At 57.3% G+C, this 20,993-nt stretch carries 13 protein-coding genes; 8 read left to right on the forward strand and 5 right to left on the reverse strand.

Annotated elements, in window-relative coordinates:
* The first annotated feature begins 345 nt into the window (after nt 1-345).
* Nucleotides 346-1,221, forward strand: coding sequence for a hypothetical protein (locus BLV41_RS21755; RefSeq protein ID WP_139244493.1), 876 nt, complete (start codon nt 346-348; stop codon nt 1,219-1,221).
* 316 nt (nt 1,222-1,537) lie between these two features.
* On the forward strand, nt 1,538-3,352 hold the full coding sequence (locus BLV41_RS19520; protein ID WP_074713466.1) for a type IV secretory system conjugative DNA transfer family protein: 1,815 nt from the start codon (nt 1,538-1,540) through the stop codon (nt 3,350-3,352).
* Between the two features lie 406 nt (nt 3,353-3,758).
* Here the strand turns inward: BLV41_RS19520 and BLV41_RS22195 are convergent, their stop codons facing one another.
* A complete protein-coding gene (locus tag BLV41_RS22195) occupies nt 3,759-4,061 on the reverse strand; it encodes a hypothetical protein (protein WP_170835538.1) in 303 nt (100 codons plus the stop codon).
* Nucleotides 4,062-4,090: 29 nt separating this feature from the next.
* On the opposite strand from BLV41_RS22195, the gene BLV41_RS19530 reads away from it, so the two are divergent.
* From BLV41_RS19530 to BLV41_RS19550, 5 genes are all read left to right on the forward strand, one after another.
* Nucleotides 4,091-5,002, forward strand: coding sequence for a hypothetical protein (locus tag BLV41_RS19530; RefSeq protein ID WP_074713468.1), 912 nt, complete (start codon nt 4,091-4,093; stop codon nt 5,000-5,002).
* A 14-nt stretch (nt 5,003-5,016) separates the two neighbouring features.
* Entirely contained in the window at nt 5,017-6,510 is a 1,494-nt protein-coding gene (locus BLV41_RS19535; protein WP_139244494.1) for a hypothetical protein, read from the forward strand.
* Between the two features lie 180 nt (nt 6,511-6,690).
* On the forward strand, nt 6,691-7,152 hold the full coding sequence (locus tag BLV41_RS19540; protein WP_074713470.1) for a single-stranded DNA-binding protein: 462 nt from the start codon (nt 6,691-6,693) through the stop codon (nt 7,150-7,152).
* A gap of 194 nt (nt 7,153-7,346) precedes the next feature.
* Nucleotides 7,347-7,772 (forward strand): hypothetical protein, encoded by a 426-nt coding sequence (locus BLV41_RS19545; RefSeq protein ID WP_139244495.1) that lies wholly within the window; start codon nt 7,347-7,349, stop codon nt 7,770-7,772.
* Between the two features lie 77 nt (nt 7,773-7,849).
* Nucleotides 7,850-16,564, forward strand: coding sequence for a DEAD/DEAH box helicase family protein (locus tag BLV41_RS19550; protein WP_139244496.1), 8,715 nt, complete (start codon nt 7,850-7,852; stop codon nt 16,562-16,564).
* Between the two features lie 110 nt (nt 16,565-16,674).
* Here the strand turns inward: BLV41_RS19550 and BLV41_RS19555 are convergent, their stop codons facing one another.
* From BLV41_RS19555 to BLV41_RS19570, 4 genes are all read right to left on the reverse strand, one after another.
* Nucleotides 16,675-16,923, reverse strand: coding sequence for a hypothetical protein (locus tag BLV41_RS19555; RefSeq protein ID WP_074713473.1), 249 nt, complete (start codon nt 16,921-16,923; stop codon nt 16,675-16,677).
* Nucleotides 16,924-17,354: 431 nt separating this feature from the next.
* Nucleotides 17,355-18,572: a low temperature requirement protein A gene (locus tag BLV41_RS19560; protein WP_211481675.1), complete on the reverse strand. Its 1,218-nt coding sequence runs from the start codon at nt 18,570-18,572 to the stop codon at nt 17,355-17,357.
* A 199-nt stretch (nt 18,573-18,771) separates the two neighbouring features.
* Nucleotides 18,772-19,068 (reverse strand): helix-turn-helix transcriptional regulator, encoded by a 297-nt coding sequence (locus BLV41_RS19565; RefSeq protein ID WP_074713475.1) that lies wholly within the window; start codon nt 19,066-19,068, stop codon nt 18,772-18,774.
* 102 nt (nt 19,069-19,170) lie between these two features.
* Entirely contained in the window at nt 19,171-19,788 is a 618-nt protein-coding gene (locus BLV41_RS19570; RefSeq protein ID WP_074713476.1) for a TetR/AcrR family transcriptional regulator, read from the reverse strand.
* A 33-nt stretch (nt 19,789-19,821) separates the two neighbouring features.
* Here BLV41_RS19570 and BLV41_RS19575 point away from each other — a divergent pair, with 33 nt between their 5' ends.
* Entirely contained in the window at nt 19,822-20,838 is a 1,017-nt protein-coding gene (locus BLV41_RS19575; protein WP_074713477.1) for a DMT family transporter, read from the forward strand.
* The last annotated feature ends 155 nt before the right edge of the window (nt 20,839-20,993 follow it).

Raw genomic sequence — 20,993 nt, forward strand, 5'->3', positions numbered from 1 at the left:
GCTTACCCATTCGTATCCGAAGGAGGACTGGGCGCTGAAGGCGTGTACATGGGGCAGGACACTGCCGGCGGTGGGGCGTTCTGTGCTGATCCGTGGGCTTGGTACGAGAAGGGATTTGTTTCAGGGACTTCAATAGTGCTTATCGGGGGAGTGGGTACGGGAAAGTCTACGTGTGCCAAAACCCTGGTTTGCCGGTTGGTTATTGCGGGCAGAAAAGCTGCCGTGTGTACCGATAAGAAGGGCGAATGGGTCAGGGTCGCACGATGGCTGGGCGGCGAAGTCATATCGGTAGGCCCTGGGCGGTCGTCGCGGATCAATCCCTTGGACGAGGGAAGTCGTCCTCTCTTGAATTCTGAAGACAAACCGCTCAGCGACTTCGAGTGGGCCGCAATCGTCAGCTCACGCCGGCTGGCCTTGTTGGGAACTTTGGTCTCCATCCTCCTGGGCGGGCGCATGTTGGAACCGGCCGAGCACGTAGCGCTGACGCGGGCTGTTTCCCACGCCGCCGAATACAACAAAGTTCCGACGATCCCTCACGTGATCTCTGCGTTGAAGAACCCCAGTGAAGAAGTTCGAGCAGAAATCCAAGACCAAGGCGCCAATCTGGGCCATGCTCTCACCCGCTGCGTCACCGGTGACATTGCCGGTATGTTCGACGGCGAATCAACAGTGTCCTTCAACCCGGATGCACCCATCATGGTCATTGACACCTCAGGGCTGACCGGCGCGTCCAGCGAGGCCGTCAGTATTACCAGCGCCTGCACCTCTGCCTGGGTAGAGGCTGTTGTCACCAACAAAGAATCTGGGCAACGTGTCGTGGTCTATGAAGAGGGCTGGGACACTCTCTCTGACCCCGCAGCGTTGGAAAGGATGGTCGTGCAATGGAAATTGGCTCGTGAGTACGGAATTACCAATCTCTTGATCCTGCATAAGTTGGCAGACCTCGATATGGCAGGCGATTCAGGATCGAAGCCTCGCGCTTTGGCCGAGTCATTGCTGACCGATGCTGAGATTCGCATCGTCTACAGGCAAGCACCAGGAGCCCTTCCAACCACGAAAAAGAACTTGGGGCTGACCACTGCCGAGGCAGAAAAGGTGAGCAAACTCAAAAAAGGCCAAGGACTCTGGAAAGTTGGACCACGCTCCTTCATCGTCGACAACAAAATGACCGCTGCCGAACGCCCCGTCTTCGATACTGACGCAAGGATGGAATCAAAGTGAAAATGGGAATCGAGTTGATCCAGGGGTCCCTGCCATGTAAGACACATGCGGTCCAACCCCACGGCGCGCATGTGATCGTTGGCCGTATGAGATACGGAAAGGGTTGGGTCGCTAAGCAGCAGATCGTTGAATTCTTACTACAAGGCAAGACAAGGTTCCACGCATCATCCAATGCGCAGGGCAGTCACCAGCGGGAGAAGCCCGTTGACCTGGCTTTGTGGATGGAATCAAAGTTTCGGGGGCACCGGCAAGTGGGGCTAATTTTCAGCGCTGCCGAACGCCCCGTATTCGACACTGATGCACGGATGGAGTCCAAATGAACGGGAAAACGACCACAAGCCTTGAAAAGGTAATGGGCGCTCTCGTCGTCATTGTTATGGGATTCAGCATCCTTTTAGTTGCCGCTGCTCAGTTGGCCGGGCGGGCCTCCTGCGGTGAGTGGCTTGCAGGATCCAGCATCATCAGTGGTCTGAGGTTCATCGTCTCCGGCAATGCAGGAGACTTCGGATCCTCCGCGGCCGGCTGCGTACCTTCGGCTTTCTCCATCTGGGGAACACTGGGTGCCTTCATCGCCATTGTGTTGATCATGGCTGGCATCATCTGGTGGAAGTGGTGCTCATACCTTCAATCAACAAAGTGGCTGATGAAAGACATAGCCCGCCGTGAGGGAGTCGCCCAGGCCAAAGAGGTTCGCGAAATCGCAGGAGTGAAGGCATTGATGGCGAAGGCAGAGTCCATTCGTCCTGGCCTTCACAAGCCCAAGTACACCGACTGTGGCATGGTCCTTGGTACCTGCCAAGGGCAGAAAGTGGCGGTATCTTCCGAAGATTCCATCATTTTGGTTGGCCCTCCCCGGTCTGGCAAGGGCTTCTACCTCATTATCAACGCGATTCTTGATTCCCCTGGTGCGGTCATTACGACTTCGACAAGGGCAGATAACTACGCTGCGACTGCCAGTGTTCGTGCAGCAAACGGTTCAACCGTGACCCTTTTTGATCCTCAAGGCCTCTCTGGTTTGCCGAGCACCTTGAAGTGGTCCCCCCTGCAGGGGTGCGAAAAAACGATGGTGGCCATGCGCCGAGCCAAGGTTTTGGTCGCTTCCTCAGGCATGGGACAGTCATCGTCCAATCAGGAATGGGCACAGGTTGCCGAGACCCTTCTGGCGTACTTGCTTCATGCCGGTGCGTTGGGGAAGAAGAGCGCGCACGACCTGGGGACTTGGGGATCATCCCCTGAGATGGCCAAGGAAGCGGTTCGTATCTTGGAGGAGCATCCCGACGCTTCCATGGGATGGGGGATGAACCTGCGCAGTGAACTGGAGACGGATCCTCGGATGTTGCCCTCGAAATGGATGGGCGTTACCGGTGCGCTCCAGGCACTCCTTCTTCCTGAGGTGGCTGAAACGCTCTCCCCGCGGAGTGAGCGCGAAATGCTGGTCCCTGAGGACTTCATCAAGAACAAGGGCACCTTGTACTTGATTGGTACCAAGAGTGGCGGCGGTGCCATTGCCCCGTTCCTGATCGCTTTGTTGGATGAAATCGTGGAAACCGCTCGTCAGATCGCGTTTAGGTCTCCGGGCGGACGACTTGACCCTCCCATGTCATTGATCTTGGATGAAATCGCCAACCTGGCGGTCTGGCCCTCTCTGCCGCAGATCATGTCCGATGGTGGGGGCGTGGGCATTAGTACCGTGGTGGTCCTTCAGTCCGTCGCCCAAGCCCGTGGTGGGTGGGGTGAACAGGAAGCGCAAGCAATCTTTGACGCGGCCATCATCAAGATCCAGCTAGGTGGAGCAGGCAACACCACTGACCTCAAGCAATTCGCTGACCTGATGGGTACCAGGGAAGTCATTGAGCGCAACCGGTCCTGGAGCGAGGGGAACCGGACGGTGAGTGAATCCCGCAAGGAGAAGGAAGTCATCACGGTTGCTGAACTACGCAGGCTTCCTGCTGGGACGGCGTTGTTCATGGGCCGCAATGGCCGACCGATGCTTATGAGCATGGTCCGGTGGATAGACCGACCGGATGCCGCTCAGATCAAAGCCGGCATTGCTGCCTTCAGCGAAGAACTGTTGGCGGAACTGACTTCAATGACGGATGAACCGATACCTTCAGCGGTTCTGGTGGACTGATGGGCATGTCCCTAGGCCGAAAGACCGGTTCGCAACGAAACTCCTACTCCGCCTATACGCAATCACCAGCATGGCGGGCGAGGCGTAGGCGGTGGTTCGAGGACTGCTGGAAGCGAGGTTTCGAACCAGCTTGCCAGGTCTGCGGACAGACCTTGACCGAGTTGGGCACCTTGGATCTTCACCATCTGAGTTACCAGGGTGTCCAGCAAAGGCCACAAACAGGTATCTGGCTCTCGACCGAGACTGACGAAGAGCTACTCCCACTGTGTCGGGACGACCATGAATCACTTCACCGCATTCTTGATGAGAATCGCCGTGACTACTGGGGTTGGGACCGACGGAGAGCCACCGTGGTGGTGCTGTCCCATTTACGCAGAAAACATCAACAACTCAAACCCTCACCGAATCACATATCTAGTGCAGGATCACCAGCACGGAAAGAGAAGCCTTGACTTCCACCACTGACCAGACCTCCTCGGTGTGCTACATCTGCACCCAAGAAGGCTTCCTTGCTCCTCACATTGTGGCGGGGAGCGTCTTTGACCGGACCAAATGCGGTGCCGGTATCCAAGACCCCTGCGTGGCCAGTGTCCTTCTTTGCCCAGGCTGCCATAGTTCCGTTCATGACTGCATGGAAAGCCAGCCCTGCCACAACGTCGAGGCGGCCGCGGCCGAAGCCGTCAACCGACTGATGGCCAGAATTCAGCACGGACTGCACCTGAAAGCGGGAGGAACCTCATGAGCGCCAAATCAACAGCGGATCCTGCGGACAATGCGGAGACGGATTTTCCTTGGGACGCCAGTATCACAGGAGCTGACGACGATGGTGACGGCGTGCGGAACACCCCTGCTGTGGAAGGATCCGAGTCCCAGTTGCCTCCCTATATTGATCAGGATGTTGAGGCAGCGGACGATGACGCCCCACCGGTGTGGTTTGGGCGTCGATGGCGAGAAATTACCGACACGACAGAGAAGCAGGAAGCCTGGAAGCATCTTCGCCAATGGGTCGATTGGCTCAAGGTTGAGTACAAAATCGTTGATGGAGAGATCCCCAATTGCTGGTACCTCCACACCGACATTACGGCCGAGCTGTACGCGGGACAGTGCGCCGAATACAAAGTCTGGGAAGAAGGCGCCCCCGGGCTTTCGCCTCTAACAACATGGCATCCACACCTGGTAGCCATGCGAGGACGCATCAAGGGTTTGGCAGATAGGTGCAACCGCAACAAAAAACACACTCCCGATGAAGCCAGCAATGGCAAAGAGCCGTTTACCCTCACCCATGACGAGGATCAGTGGCACCACCACATCAATAGCCTGGTTGAAGTGCAGCTTGTCCCTATTCCCCAAGACACCATTGGTTTTCGCTTCGCCGTTGAAACTGAAGCTGACGGCACCTTGTTCAGTGAACCAGTTGCCGTTTCAGGACTTCCGCGAGAAAGCACGAGCGAAATATCCCCCATCAAGAAAATCCAGACGGGGCAGGTCGGAGAAGTTGAACTTCGGGTGGCCGTCATGGGAGAAATTCCCAAAACCACCTGGTGGGAGAGTCAGCTCCCTGGTTCCGACACGTGGTCTGAGATGGCAACAACGAAGATCCGATACAAGAGACCAAGCTCTGGTCTTCTAGACAGAAATCAAGACTCTTAAGAGAGGCGATACTGATGGCACGATCAAGCCTTCCAGGCAGCATGACCCCGGATGAAGCCAAAGAGAAATACGGCATTGACCTTCATGACCCTCGCTACGAGGTGCTGGAGGATAAGGAGATGACGGGCACCTTATGGCCCGGGAATCCCTACATGGTTTACCCCGGCCCCGGTGAACACAATGAGGATACTCGTAAGACGATTGAAGTACTCGAATCCCTGGGTGCATGGGTCGAGGTCCGAAGTGTTGAAGACATGGCAGCAGATGGCACCGTACTGCCGGCAGGACACGCCTGGCCTGTTGTCGACGATGTTGGCCATGAAATATGGGCAGGCTACGACCCAGAAAAATTGATACGCAAGGCAAACGACGTTGCCCTCACCCCTGCGTCAGTGCCGGGAGCCTTCGAAGCCTATCTGAAGGACAACTTCGGGGAGACCGTTCTTCCGGAGGTGCTGCGTGCGGATCTTGAGAAAGCCTTCCTACGCAACGAAACGATCCGAGCCATAGGCAGTGCCAACGCACTGGAGAATATGACTGAGGAAATCAGGGACATATTGCTTGAAGACGTCGTTCTCGATGAGGTTGAAACCTTTGCAGCTGGGGTCCTTCGACTACCTGAACTAACACCCGATGAAGTGGAAGCCGTCACATATCTGAGGGCGAATTATGTTGCGAAAAAGGCTGCCTGGACGGCGGCTGCTGCCGACGATCCCAACCTTCTTGATCTTGCCGCAGAGTGTGAAACTGCAGAATTCACTCTTGCGAGAAAGGTCGAAGCACTGTACCAAGTCGCTGCTAATCGGACGTTCGCAGCCTCCCCCTTTGCGGTGATGTTTGGGGCCGAGAACACTCAGTCACTCAGCGTCGAGGGCGGCCTGCCGTGGGAGTCGATTAAGCCTCGTGACTACGCTCCTGCGAACAAGTCAGAGTGGAAGCATCTGAGCGAAGTTCACAAGGACGGGAACACTGTCGGATACGTCGACTTGGGGAATGGGAAAGAAATCACAACTCTTGCCCGGGCCAAGGGCGAGAATGAACCCAACTCTCCTAGAGACAGGGAGGAAACGCTGTACCGTGTCGGGACCGATCGTTGGCTTCTAGGCAAGACTGCCACCGAAGCCTTCCAGATCAATACCTCACAAGAAATCAGTGATGAGAGTGCTTTGGAGTGGCTTGGAGCCAGTGGGTGGACCGTCATCGATCACGTCAGCGACTTCGACTACCCCCGATCAGAGACCGGGCCTGTCTACCTACGGGGAAGCATCCTTCAATCCATTGAAAAAGCGGATGTCATCGTCAGCGAAAACAGCTCCCTCGCTGAACCAGGCAAGGCCGCTGTCACGGTCGTGGGCCGCAGTGAGCTTGCCGGAGAACTCCACCAGCAAGGCACCTCGCCCACGAATCAACCACGCACCCCGCTTCGCGAGAACACCCTCGATGCGCAAGCCCACCACATCGTCGACACACTAGAAATCAGTACCGCCGAGCACACCACCTTGCACTAGGAATCGCTACACCCAAGGCCTGCCCCGCACCTCTTAGGAGAGGTGCGGGGCAGGCCTTCCCTTTTTAAGGACCACCAGGCCTGCTTCGTGTGTGTCATATATGCGGGAGCACGATTATCCGAATCACCAGGTGCTGGCAGATCAGCTAGTGACGGATCAATGAATTGGAGCGTGCCTCTCATGGCCAAGCCGAAACTGAACAAGATCACGGTGACAGGAAACCTGCGAGATGACCCGGTGCTGCGTGAGGGGGCCAAGGGAAAGTTCCTCACGATGCGCCTCATCGAGGACCACCAGCGCTTTGATCGGGACACCAACAAGTGGGTCGATGACGGGATCGTCGGCTACGACGTAGCCATCAACAAGCCCAACTTGATCAAGAATGCCTTTGCATCCTTGAAGTCAGGGGACCGCATCACCGTCTCCGGGGCCTACGAACCAGTCGCCTACCTGACCAAGGAGGGGCAGGCCGCCCTGGGGCACCGCATCAATGCCGATACAGCTGCAGTCGATCTGACATTCGTAAATGTTGACATCAACCGCCCAACACCGGACCCGATGGTCTACGACGAATCCCCGCACTACTACGACTCAACGGACATGGCTGCCGATGAAATGGATGAACGAGGCAACGTTCTCTAGGCCAGTGTTCGCCCCTGAGCGAACCCATCAGTAGTTCGCGGTGGCCCCGGTTCCAGGGATCCCCGCGGACTACTTTTCTTCATTCAAAAGACTGTCTGTGGAGGGCACTAAATTGGCTAGCAGGAAAAACAACAACCCCGATCAAAGCTCATTGAGCCTTGAACTTCTATTTGGATTGGTAGGCGAAGAGAACCATGAACCGAGCGGATCACTGGGCAGCACAGGAAACAGGACCAGTAATGGTCCCGGACTGGAGCGAGTACGAGAAGACCTGGGACCAGAACAAGGATCGTTGGCAGCTCCTGGAGCAGGACCCGCCAACAAGGACACCCCTGGAGAACATCTTCGAGTCGGAACACGTGAGAGTGAAGACCTTCATGTCCTTGGAGAAGACCCGCGAAGGAGTGGCAATCTCACCGACAATGACGACCTACATCAAACGCCTGTTCGTGGTCTGGAAGCAGGACACGGATCCGCGAGCACCGATAACAGCCGATCTGGACGAAGCAGTGGCGTTGAGCGAAACGGACTACGCCAGCAACCAAGCAGCCTGGCAGTACTTGATGCAGACAGTGGGGACCTGGATGCAGAGAACAGGGCAACCCTTGATCGAGAAGTAACCCCGCCTCAGTCACTTTCTCTGGAAGACCGTCCTGCAAAGGGCGGTCTTCCCGTCGTTTTCGCTCCCAGTGGCCAAGTGCTTGTCCCGTCGGGGAAGAAGGCTCGCGCCCAGGCGAACATGGCGGCCATTGAGCTCATGCAGGCCCTTGATGTTGCTGGCAGGTATGCGACAGCTGCCGAGCAAGAGGTATTGGCCCAGTGGTCATCCTGGGGAGCCGTTCCAGAAATATTTGAATCGTGGCGTGAGGAATGGTCCCCAGAACGATCCAGGCTGGAATCACTTCTCAGCGAGAGTGAGCGTGGAGCCGCCGCTGCGACCACGGTGAACGCTCACTACACTGACCCTGCCATTGCGACGGCGATGTGGACCGCACTAGGCAGGGCCGGCTTCACCGGCGGGCCCGTATTGGAACCAGGCTGCGGATCAGGAAACTTCATTGGCCTAGCCCCCTCATCTGCACGCATGGTCGGTGTCGAGCTGGACCCGGTGACAGCAAGGATCGCCTCCTACCTTTACCCCAATTCTCAGGTACGGGCGGAGGGTTTAGAAAAGGCTGCCCTACCGGAGAATTCGTTCCACGCCACCATCGGCAATGTTCCCTTTGGGAACTTCTCAGTTTTTGATGCCCGGCACAATCCCAATGGGCTGAACATCCACAACTACTTCATTGCTAAATCCCTGCGTCTGACAGCCCCGGGCGGATACGTCGCCGTGGTCACCAGTGCGTTCACCATGGACGCTGCAGGAACGAAAGCGCGGCGAGAGATTGCCCGCTATGGCGATCTGGTGGGTGCGGTACGTTTGCCGGCTAAGGCCTTCTCGCGCGTCTCTGGAACGGAAGTTGTCGCTGACGTTCTGATTCTTCGTCGGCGTCCTGACGAGAGCGTTCCGGATGAACATGCCATCAACGCCTGGGTGGAGACCGCCACCACCGGTGCAACGCACAAGACTACGGGCGAAATCGTTGATGTCTCGATCAATAAATACTTCGCGGATCATCCGGAGAATGTGCTTGGCGAGGTCATTGTTGGACAGGGTCAGTACAACGAGCTCACCGTGTCCGTGCGCGAACGAGCAGGAGTCGATTTGGCGGCCGCCGTCGAATCCCGCCTTTCCGCGATCGTGGATGCTGCAAAGAATACTGCCCTTGAATACGCCCCAGTTCCGGCCATTACTGCCCAACAAAGCCAAGAGGTCTTTGCGCCGGGGCTGACAGTGAGGGCCGCGGTCGGGAAAGTCCGTGTCGGATCCATGCGGATCAATGGTGTTGGCGACGGCGTGGAACGCCGCACCGCTGATGGGTTGTGGGAAGCGTGGGTACGTCCCCGCGGCAATAAGGTGACCTTGACTGAAATCAAGGCACTGGTGGACCTGAAATCACATGCCAGGGCCGTGATTGAATCACAGCGTCACGGTGCTCCCCTTGAAGACCGCGACAGTGCCCGGCAAGCACTGAACGTCGCCTACGACAACTATTCCTTCCACTTCGGACCCATCAATCGCTTCACACTGGGTCCTGAGCGTCAGGCAAGCAAAGCCCACATCGGGAAGCGGTTGAAGGAAGCTGAATCCAGCTGGCGTGAATCCCTGCCGGCAGACCTCAGCGCCAGGGAGAGATCACGGCATGACGTCCCTGAGTATGTTCAGGCACAGTGGATTCAGGACGCCAGTGAACCTATCCCCGGGACGAAGGTTCAGGAGCATTTAGTGTTCTTGGGTGGCGACGCTGACCTTGGTGTTTTGCTGGCCTTGGAATCGTTCGACGACGATACCCAAAAAGCGAAAAAGACAGCTGTTTTCAGCCAGGACGTCGTAGCCGTCACTCCACAACGAGACTCGGCAGAATCACCAGCCGATGCGTTGGCTATCTGCTTGGACGAGCATCGGGTCGTCCGTCTTGATCGAATTGCCGAGCTACTCGGAGTCGATGAGGACACTGCCCGTGAGCGTCTTGGAACGCTGGTGTTCGATGAACCAGGAACGGGCAACCTCGTGGCTGGGGTGACGTATCTATCGGGCAATGTACGCACGAAACTTGCCATCGCACGGCAGCACTATGAAGTAGATACCCGCTTCGGAGTCAACGTGGATCTACTCTCCTCTGTTATGCCTGAGGATATTGAGGGCCATGAAATCAATATCCGCCCCGGGGTCCGCTACATATCCGAAGGTGACTACGTAGCGTTCTGCGAAGAAGTCTTCCAAGTCACTCCCACAGTCAGCGCAGACCCGGTGGACCAGGCGTGGGAGGTCAAGGGTCCTCCCAAGTCAAAGTTCGATGCGGTGGTGCAATTCCAATACGGAACGGACGATCGCTCACCAACCCAGCTCTTGACCTTGGTGATGAACAATCGCTCGGTGAGCGTCAAGCGCACCATTGAAGACCTCGAGGGCAACAAACGCCAGGTCGAGGACGTGAAAGCCACGATGGAGGCCAGGGAGAAAGCCAACACCATTTCTGATGCCTTCGCAGTGTGGGCGTTGGCGGATCCGGATCGGGCCGCCAGGATTGTGGCCTCCTACAATGAGGCCTTCAACTCCTACGTCCAGCCTGACTACACAGCCATGGGCGAAGCCATGGCGTTTCCGGGCCTGGGCACCCAATTCAACCCTCACGCTTATCAACGCACTGCCGTGGCCAGGATCCTCAATGAGCCCTCTTGCCTGTTGGACCATGTAGTTGGTGCCGGCAAGACCGGCACCATGATCATGGCCACGATGGAACTGCGTCGAACCGGCATTGCCAGGAAACCGTGGATTGTCGTCCCCAACCATCTGGTGTCCCAAGTAGCCCGTGAGTTCAACGAGTGGTATCCGATGGCCAATGTCCTGCCGATTCCTGCCGGCGAAGGGCCGGACGCACGCAGGAAGTGGGTAGCGGCCAGTGCTGCCAGTGATTGGGATGCTGTCATTGCCCCGTATTCGGTTTTCGGGAAGATCGAGGTTGACCCTAACAAGTCCAAGGTCTGGCTTGAAGAGGAGATCTCCGAGTTAAGGGCCGCGAAGGACCTGCCCAGCGATGGTGAGAAGGATCGGGTCCGTACCAAGAAGCTCGAAGCAGCAATCAAACGTTTGGAGGTCCGGCATGAAAAGCTCATCTCCAACAAAGACATTGGAACGACCTTTGAAGAGACAGGGGCCGACTACTTGTTTGTCGATGAGGCCCACAACTTCAAGAACCTGCGCCGCAGCAGTGACTTCCAGGAACTGGGTCATGTTGGTTCGCAGCGAGCTTCGGATATTGACTACAAGCTCAGAAGTTTGCGCGAGTTGAAAACGGAGGTTGCGGTTCGCTCCGGTGTTAACCCTCTGACCTACCAGCCCGCGGTGGCCACGTTCGCCACGGGAACTCCCGTGGCGAACTCCATGGCAGAAATGTGGGTTATGCAGCGCTACCTGCGTCCTGACCTTTTGGCGGCCGCCAAGCTGCACAGCGTAGATGCCTGGGGGAACCAGTTCACCCGCGCTCAGACACGCATGGAGCTCACCCCTGCCGGGGACAGCTATAAGCCAGTCAACCGCTTGGTGAAGTTCGTCAATGTTCATGAATTGCTGAAACTGAATCAACAGTTCACCTCCACGGTTACCAGTGATGACATCACGGCGGCATTGCCGAGCATTGCTGGGGGAGCCCGTCGAGCTATCAGCCGCCCCGCCAGTGACCAGGTGGTCGACTACATGAAGGAGCTGGCGCACCGGGCTAACAACCTGCCCACTGACCCCAGTGAAGATAACCTGCTCAAGATCATGAATGACGGTCGTGCCGCAGCACTGGATGGACGGCTCAAGGATCTTGATGGTGATGAAGATGGAGGCAGGGCCACGATGGTGGCCGCCGAAATTATCAGGGTGCACAACCTCACCAAGGATCGTGTCTACACGGACAAGTTGGGGGACACCTCCCCTATACCTGGGGGGCTGCAACTGGTCTTCTGTGACAGGTCAATCCCGCGCGCCGATGGCAGCTTCTCCATGTATGAAGCCGTTGCTGCAGAACTCGTCGAAGCCGGGATGGAGCGGGAAAAGATTTCGTTCATTCACGATGCTGAGGACGACGCCGCGAAGGATCGTCTCTTTGCTCGCGCCAGGGCAGGACAGGTCAGTGTGCTGATCGGTTCCACCGAACGCATGGGCACCGGAACCAACGTTCAACTCCGGTGCACGGCCATTCACCACATGGATATTCCCTGGAGGCCTGCCGATATTGAGCAGCGAGAAGGCCGGGCGATTCGTCAAGGCAATCAGAACTCCGAGGTTGAAATCGTCAACTACATCACAGAAGGCACCTTCGATCAGCGCATGTGGTCCGTGGTGGCACGCAAGGCTGCGTTCATCGGACAGGTCAAAAACGGCAAGCTCGACGCCCGTGAAGTCGATGATGTCTCCAGTGACTTTGTGCTCATGGCCGGTGAAATGCAGGCGCTAGCATCCGGGGATGAGCGCATGATCCAGTACGCGAACCTCGCCAACGATGTGGCGACCCTGGAGTCCCTGCAACGCTCATTCTGGGATACCCGGAAAGCACTGACTCGTGAACAGCATCAGTTGGAGGCTTTCGAGAAGACAGCCAACGAACATCAGCGGATCTGGGCAGATGTTCTGCCGACATTGAAAGATACCAGCGGAGAGAATTTTTCCATGGTCGTGGCCGGGAAAACCTTGACTGCCAGGGTCGAAGCGGGAAATGCTCTCAAACACCAGATCGGCAATGTGCTCGTGGCTTTCCGTGGTGGTGACGCCAAGGTCGTCCCGGCAGGACAGCTAGGAGGTACCGGTGTCATGCTGCGCCGGGAATTCAACGGCACTCGCATCGAGTTTGTTGGACTTCCGGAAATCTCTGTCTTTGTTAGTGACAGCTCGCTCAGCGAGGGCGTCGATTCAGCCGGGTTGATTCGCCGGATGGAAAACGTATTGGGCAGCCTGGAAGAACATATTGGCCGGTCCCAGACAAGAACCACTGAATCCAGAGTGCGGGTGGATCAGATAGCGGTCGCCTTGAAGCATGAGTTCCCGCGACAGAAAGACTTGGACGAGGCCAAGGCCAAGATGGAGGCTTTGGGCGATGATCTGGGGCTGAATATGGCCACCGCTCCTGACGATGCCCTCAACCTTGAACAGGCCACCGAAGTCACGACTCTCGACGGTGCTGAACTGACCCAGTTGTATAAGGACACAGCATCCGTCAGGGGCCGTGATCTGCGGGTCGGGGATGTGGTCTCAGGGGTGGGAAAGGCGGGGACCTGGCGAGTAACCGCCAGCGGCCAATGGGACGTCGAACTGGCAAAAGCTGGGGCCAGCGACAGTACGGACGAATCGACTTTGAGTTTGCGGGGAAACGATGAGGTGGTTTTGATTACTCGGGATCATTCCGCTCTCAATGAGATGGAATGCATGCTCCTGAACGTTCCAGAGACTGATCTGGTGGTGTGGGATCGCAGGGTGCCGGCAGACGGGCACCAGGTGAGTATGTGGGGCCGGCCCATGCGCTATGAACGCCAGCATTGGATCACTACCCACGATGCAGAACCAGAGTTGCTCACAGGTGAGCTTGTCAGGGACGAACCTCTCTGGATCGTTACCGACTCCCACGGCAAGCAGAGCCGGGTGGAAGTTCGCGGATACGGGCAACTGGCTACCCCCGTGATTCTCCACAATGTCCGCGACCCCGAAGCAGAAGCCTTGGAGGCCGTCGCCCGGGCCGTGAGGGAGGCAGAAGACGCAGCGACTTTGCGCAAGAGTGATCTGCTCCCCGGAGACACTTTGCTGGAGGATGTTCCGGAACTTGGTCACCGGGGGGACGTAATTTCTTTCCACCGCTACGGCTCCTATTCCTTGGTCGATCCGCACAGTGGGATGGAACGCAAGCTTGGTCACTACAAACCTCAACGGGTCAAGGTGCAGGAAGGTCGCAAGCTCGCCGAACATGAAATCGCAGCTCTGTATGAAAATGGGCTGACGTTCGATGTCAATGAGCTTCGCGTCGGTGACGTCGTGGTGTCTACGGAAATTGATCGTAAGGCCACCATCAAGAATGACGTCGTGATCACCTCCGTCAATCGTGGGGGACTGGTCGGGATTAGGTACCGGCCCGTGGATGAACCCCGGGCAGAAAGCACTTCGTGCAAGCGAAAGTCCGGCGCAGATGTCACGGTGCTGTCGCGTCGATACGGCGCTCTGGACAACGTAGAGCGCGCCAAGCTGCGCGCTCCCGGAAAAGTGACTGAGCTGCGCCTGCGGGACCTCAGCCCAGAAGTCTATGGGTCATGGGTCGGGTTCGAGGGCTACCTGAACATGGACAAGTCCTACGGCTCCAATCGTTTCCATATCGGGCAACTCATTGAAGTCAAGGAACGACCCACGATGGGGCCGCGAGGCGACTTCACGTGGGAGGCCACCGTTGAGACAACGGACGGCTCCAGGAAGCGGGTGGGCTTTTACGGTCCGCACGTTCAGACAGTCCTTTGGGACGGTGACCTTCCCGAAAGGCCCATTGACCGCATCGGTATGACCCTAGAGCCCGAGACGGTAACTCAATCTTCACTTGAGCTGCCAGCTCCGGAGCCCTCCGCGACAGCTGAACCATCCACGTTGGCTGCGGCCGCCGCGCTCGAATCACTACCCGCGGTCACGGCCAGCAGTGGGAACGAGGTCAACCAGGTGATGCGTGGCCACGCCTTCTACCCAGCCAGCAGCTTCACTGAACAGGAAGGTCTCTCTGATCGTCAGCAGCTCGTGCGGGAGCACTTCTTCCTGGGCGGGAATGACTGGTGGGTCACCGAATACGATCAAGAATCAAAGATTACTACCGGGTTTACGGTGCTCAATGGGGATGCCCCCAATGGAGAGTACGGGGATTTCTCCCTTGAAGAACTGGAGCAATTCAGGCGCGGACTGGGAGTGATTGAGAGGGATCTCCACTGGGAACCAGTCACGCTCGCCCAGGCACGGAGTAGCAAGTACCCAGATGTGTTCCCGCCTGAGCGCAGTCTGGACTCTGCAGCTGCGGGCCAGGAGTTTCTTGACTCGCACCTCAGCGTGACAACGGTGGAGCTGCCTGCCCCAACGTCCGAGAAGGGTCCAGAACTGACCGGAGCCGCAGCCACAGTCGACCCGGTGATTGCACCCCGCGCTATCACCAGCAGTGGTGAAGAACCAGTTGATGTCCTGACGCCGGAACCTCAGGTTCCTGCTGAACCACTAACGGATGCCCGAATCGTGAAGATCGCCCACACCAAGAACGGGTCGTTGGTCACCAACACCGACAAGGCCGACACCGCCACGGTTTCCTTGCTCAAGGAACAGGGGTTCAAGTGGTCTGCACGGATCAGTTCCTGGTACCTCAATCGGGGGTGGAAGACTGAAACGCGCGATAGTCGGGTACGGGGGCTGGCCATGGGGTTGGCAGCTCAGGGCCGTGCGTTCGCCTTTGAGCCGGCCGTTGGTGAGCGCCTTATCAGCACGCTGACTGCTGGGGACCTGGTGAGGATTGCTGACGAGCAGCATCTGATCATCTCCGACACGGGCCTGAACACCGGACGCCCTCTGACCGGATATGGCGAAGTCATTGGTCGCGTGGCATCTACTCCGGCCCGCTACGGTGGTGCTGTCGAAATCGTCGTGAGCAATGACGAACGAGAGTACAGCCTTCGTTTCCGTGGAAAGACGGGGGAGGAGCGCACCGTTGAAGTTCTCAGTGCCGACCAGGCTATCCAGTGGGGTGAGCGGTCTTCCACTGATCGTGCGCAGCTCGGGGTGTGGTTGGACAGGAACGTGGGTGTCCCCATAGAGGAGGTGACGGCTGGATCTGTCGTATCCCTGACGGCGAGAACTTTCGACTTGGAAACACTGCGGGATATTGTTTCTGAGTCTTTCCAGCGCGTCACTGTCCTCTCCACCCATCCAGGGGAGGGTGGAGACCTGACGCTGTGGACGGTTCAGGGTGAAGTTGATCCAGCACCGGTGATACTGCAGGTGGGAGAGTTCCACGACGGCAACGCCGTGATCCATTCCTGGGGTGACGATGACTTTGCAGCAATCACTGACAAGGCGCCCACCGTTCTCAAAACGACGATGGACACAGTCCTCAATGGTGACTACGTCAGTGTCGAGGGAGCAGCGCCACACACCGTGGGCAGCCGGCTCTCCCGGCACCTGATCCTGAACGGCACGCTAGTCAGTGCAGAAGATGCCCGCGACGGAAGGGTCGAGATCACCGTCAGCACGGACCAAGAGCTCCAGAGCGTCTATGCAAACGGGGACCTGCCGGACATAGACGTCATCAGGATTATTAAGCCGGAAATCGAGCCCACACCAACGGTGGCGGCTGTCCCGGCGCAGAATCCTGAACCGGTGCAGGCCAGGGCGACAGCCGGGCCTACCCAAGAGGAAGAGAGCATGTCCACGGAGACCACGGGAATGCCCAACGTCGTTGAAGAGGAACCGGTGGCCGTCGAGGAGGCCCAGCCAAATGCACCAATTGAAGTAGCTGTGAACCGGAAAACCAATATTCGCCCGGTCTTGGGAGTGAGGACAGGCGACATTCTGGTCAACAATGCCGGCATCAGGGTAGAGGTACTGGCCTTGGAACGAGATGGATATGAGGTCAGCCTAGGCATCAGGCGCCTCGACTCCAGCCAAGATCCTCAAAGAATCACCGTGCCAACCAATCAGCGATTCCGGGTTGAAGAGCCGGAACCAGAAACGGAGCAGGGTGTTGGACAAGCGCCCTCGGTAGATCATACGGTCGATCCGATCACCGAAGCGACCGATCCAAGGATTGGGCTCAACTAACCAGCTAAAAACATTGTGGCCAGTCGATCCAAAGGCTCGACTGGCCACAATGTTTTTAGGAGTCCAACCATTCGACCGACACAATACCGTCCGATCCCTCAACAATGATTCTAAAGAAAGACCAATCCTCGGCGTTTAAAGTCTGCGAAGTCCAAAGAACCATGACCTTCAACTTCGGCGCCCTGAACGAATGTTTCTCCGCGAAACCCGTCTAACCAATGTTCAATGACACCCTCCATATCCCACTGGGAACGGATCGCAGATGCGAATTTCTCGGAATCGTTCATGAGCGAGGTATTGCCGAAAACCTCAGAGGCAATCGCATATTTGTCGCTTGCCGCAAGCTCCCAAACTTCCACGGGATAACGCTGGCACTTCGATCCGCCAATTCGGATTGGGACGCTCAGATCACCGTGAAACTTCAAGAGTGGGAGAGGAACACCGGCTGGTGCGTGGGAGGGGTCAATGAGTTTTTTGGAGTCACTTTGAAATCCTGACGTTGAAAGGTGGATACCGGTGAAGTGAGGCCAAACTGCAGCTTGTTTGAAGTGTTGGAGGCAAGCGCAGATAACTAGTCGTTGCCGAGCACCGGCTGCTCATGCTCAGCTATATGGGTCTGCAGATGATCGGTACGGAAATTCACGCTCAAGAATTGTGCACAGGTCAGATCGTCCTTAGTTTGAACATATCCATGACCGCAGGGGAACGTCATATGGGACTGTTCGCGGCTTCGTGGTTAGTTGTAGTTCTGGTTCGCGCTAATTGCGAAGACCTTAATTGTTGTTTTTGGCTAGTTCGACTCGTGCACGTTTGTGCGCCTGATAGTTGTCACCCCGACCACCAGTGCACATACGGCGGCGATCGTGGCAACGACGCCGACAACTCCGATGAGAGAGACACTCAGTGGCAGGGCCAGGACTATTACCCCTGCGGGGATTATTACTGATGGGTGAACGACCTGGTGTGTGATGACTGGCCGGTGGACAGCCCAGAATAAGAGTAGAAACAGGCCAGCCGGTATAGCGACACCGTACGCCGCGGTCGCGGCCGAGACTTCGAGATGGTGGCCGGTCTGTTCGACCGCGACTTCGAGTCCTGCACCGAGTGCGGCGAGCACCGCGAAAATGGCGTAGTGGCAGTATCCCCAGAAATAGGATTTGTCCCGATTCGCGGAGAGCCCTTCACCGATGGGTTCCAGAAAGTAGATCCACCAGAGCGCAAAAAGTATCACCAGTCCTGAGACAGAGATAGTAATCAATGCTCCGCTGACTCCTCCAGCGTTCAGCGACGCCGCCACCCCTGTTGAAGCGGCAAGAACGCTCTCACCTAGCAGAATGATCACGAAGAGTCCGTAGCGTTCTGCCATGTGATGAGGGTGCCAGCTCGTGCGGCGATGGCGTTCAGCCCACATTGGAACGAAGAGTTCGGCAACCGCGAGTGTGACGAACGAGGCCAGTTGAATCTGAGCGGGCAGGAGATTGGCCTGTTGCAACAACAATCGCAAGATCCACCCGAGCTGAACGACTGCGATGCCAGTCGCATATCGTAACGCAGTTCTCCTACTAGTCGGATCTTCCACGGCCGCACGAATCCATTGGGCGATCAGGCCAAGCCGCATGAGGAGATACCCCAGCGTCACGACCAGAAAGTCGCCATCGTTGAACGCGGCAGGAACGCCGGCAGCCAGAACAAGCACCCCGCCCATTTGCAACATCGTTAGCAACCGATAGGGCGCATCGTCGGTATCAAACGACGACGCGAACCAAGTGAAATTCATCCACGCCCACCAGATCGCGAAAAACACCTGCAGAAACGGCGCAATCGTCTGAATGCCCTGCCCTTGCTCAATGCCGTGAGCTAGCTGCGCTGTGATGCTCGCGATTGCAACAACGAAGGTGAGATCGAACAGAAGCTCTAACTGGCTAGAAGCGCGGTTAGGCTCATCGGTCGCACGGGCACGCATCCGCACGCGCAATCGACTGTGGAACCGTTCAGTGTCAGATGTCATCCACATAGCATACGGATCGCATGAGTCGACGGTCAGAGCACCACCGGAAAAGATTCATTCTGGATGCCGTGGACTCCTTGCGGTCATTCTGCGATGGGGTGAAGGTACCCGTACCGCCAGTCGCGGGGTGCTAGCCCGAAACGAGAACGGAAGGCTCGGCTGAACGCCGAGGCGGAGGAGTAACCGGATCGGACTCCGATCAGGTGATGGAATAAATGCTCGTGCGGTCGCGCTCCATGAGAGTTCTGGCCCGCGTCAGTCTGCTCACGAGAATGATGTGATTCAGGGTGTGCTCCTCGGCTTCGAAAACTTTCTGAAGTGTTCTGGGCGACACATGCAAGGCCCCCGCGACGGATACCGCGGTCAGTGCAGGGCTTCTGGAATAGAGGTCGCCGTGCAGTTGTGTTTCTGTCACTAGGTTGCGACGGATGGTCTCTGGCGTGGAGTGGCGGCTCCAGGCTAGGTAGGGCTTGTGGAAATCCTCGGGGTGTTTCACTTGTCCTGACGGCTGCGGTATCCAAGGCGGAGGGGAGGTTTCATCTAGCATGCGATGAACGCCCGTACCGGTTTCTCGGATCCTATGGTGCTTAGGTTTCGGTCATTGAACTTCTAGATCGCATTTGGCATTCAGGGCAGTGAGTATATGAGCTGCCGACTCGCGGGCGGTGGTAAAAGGCCCGCTGAATGTTCCCATTCCGGTAGTAACGAGGGCTCCTTCGTAAAGCAGCATCATAGTGTTAGCAGCTTTTTTGGCGTCAGCGATGGAGGCCTCAGTGCAGAGTTGCTCGAGCAGGTCGCGTAACCACTTCTTCTGGCGCGTTGTCTCGACTGCGACCGGGTGTACGGGGTCGTTCATCTCAGCGTGAGCATTGATGGCGCTACAGCCCTTCTCGCAGTTGTCGACCGCCCACCGCCCGGAAGCGTCAAAGACCGCCAAGATGCGTTCGATGCTGCCTTTGGGCTGATGGGCGAGTTCCGCTTCCAGGTACTGCCGCCAGCGGGCATCCCGCTCGCGCAGGTAAGCGACGATCAGTGCGTCCTTGGATCCGAACCTGTCGTACAGCGTCTTCTTCGTTACCCCTGCGGCAGATGCAATCGCATCAACACCCACTGCATGAATTCCCTCACGGTAAAAGAGGTCCGAGGCGGCCGCGAGCAATTTCGCGGCCCCCGGCGTGTAGTGCGGTTGTGCATCGAGTGGTGTCACATCAGTCATGAGGCAACTATACCGTTCTGTATACTCAATCACATGAGTAAACAGATCGGTATACCTGCGTGGGCTTTTCTTGTTGGAGCATCTGCTGCGTTCGTCCTGAGTTGGAGTTCTGGCTTCATCATCGCCAAGATTGGCACGGGCGAAGCGCCTGCCCTGACCGTGTTGGTTTGGCGCTATTACATCGTCGGAGCCACCTTGTTGCTTGCGATCGCGGCTCGGAGGTTCTGCCGTGGTGCGCTGGTGTTCCCAGCCTGGCGCGATATCCGCCCGCACTTATCCATTGGCCTGTTCGCCCAGTTCGGTTATGTCCTTCCCATTTACCTGGCAGTTGGTGCGGGGGTCTCGTCGGGGACGACTGCCCTGATCGACGCTATTCAGCCTTTGCTGGTGGCGACACTTGTTGGTCCTTTGCTGGGAATCCATGTCCGAGCGCTGCAATGGCTGGGACTCGTGCTCGGGGCGGTCGGTGTTGCACTGATCGTTGCTGCCGACCTCTCGGCTGCTACCTCCCCGACTCTTGCTTACTTCCTGCCGCTGGCCGCACTGGCGAGTCTCGTTGCTGCCACCTTCCAAGAGCGCCGCACCTCGGCGCACTTGAGCGTCTTCGCGATGCTCTCCACGCACGCGGCCATCACGCTACTCGCCTTGACACTTCTTGCGTTCCTCACCGGAACGCTCAGCCCACCCAACACACCTGTTTTCTGGCTCTCGACATTCCTGATCGCCCTCGTTCCAACGCTCATTGCCTACGCACTCTATTGGTACCTCTTAGATCGTCTCGGTATTGCAGCACTGAACGCCCTGCTTTTCCTGGTGGCCCCCACCACCGCTGTCATTGGGGCTGTCCTCTTTGATGAACCTTTTACGCTCGCAACCCTTACTGGCCTGGTGCTTGGTGCAGCGGCAGTGACCCTGGTCATCGCACCCCCACGCACACGTTCGTCGAATTCGCTCCCAACAGGGTCGGCACAATCGGTGGCTGTACCCGTGAGCGTGCCGGCGGTCACTTCGTGCGGCAGGGATATCGACGAGGATAAGGTGGCTAGCTGATGCCCTGGGTCTTCTCTTGTGGATAGGCCGCGTGCATTTCCAGCCCCGTGCCTGAACGGTAACGGGAGCCAGTTCCATCAGCGATCAAAACGGCCAACTCTGGGGTAAGTACAGGAACGGTCAAGGCACTCAGAGTGCCGATTGCGACCACCAAT

The sequence above is a fragment of the Arthrobacter alpinus genome (genome assembly GCF_900105965.1).
In the GTDB taxonomy this organism is placed as follows: domain Bacteria; phylum Actinomycetota; class Actinomycetes; order Actinomycetales; family Micrococcaceae; genus Specibacter; species Specibacter alpinus.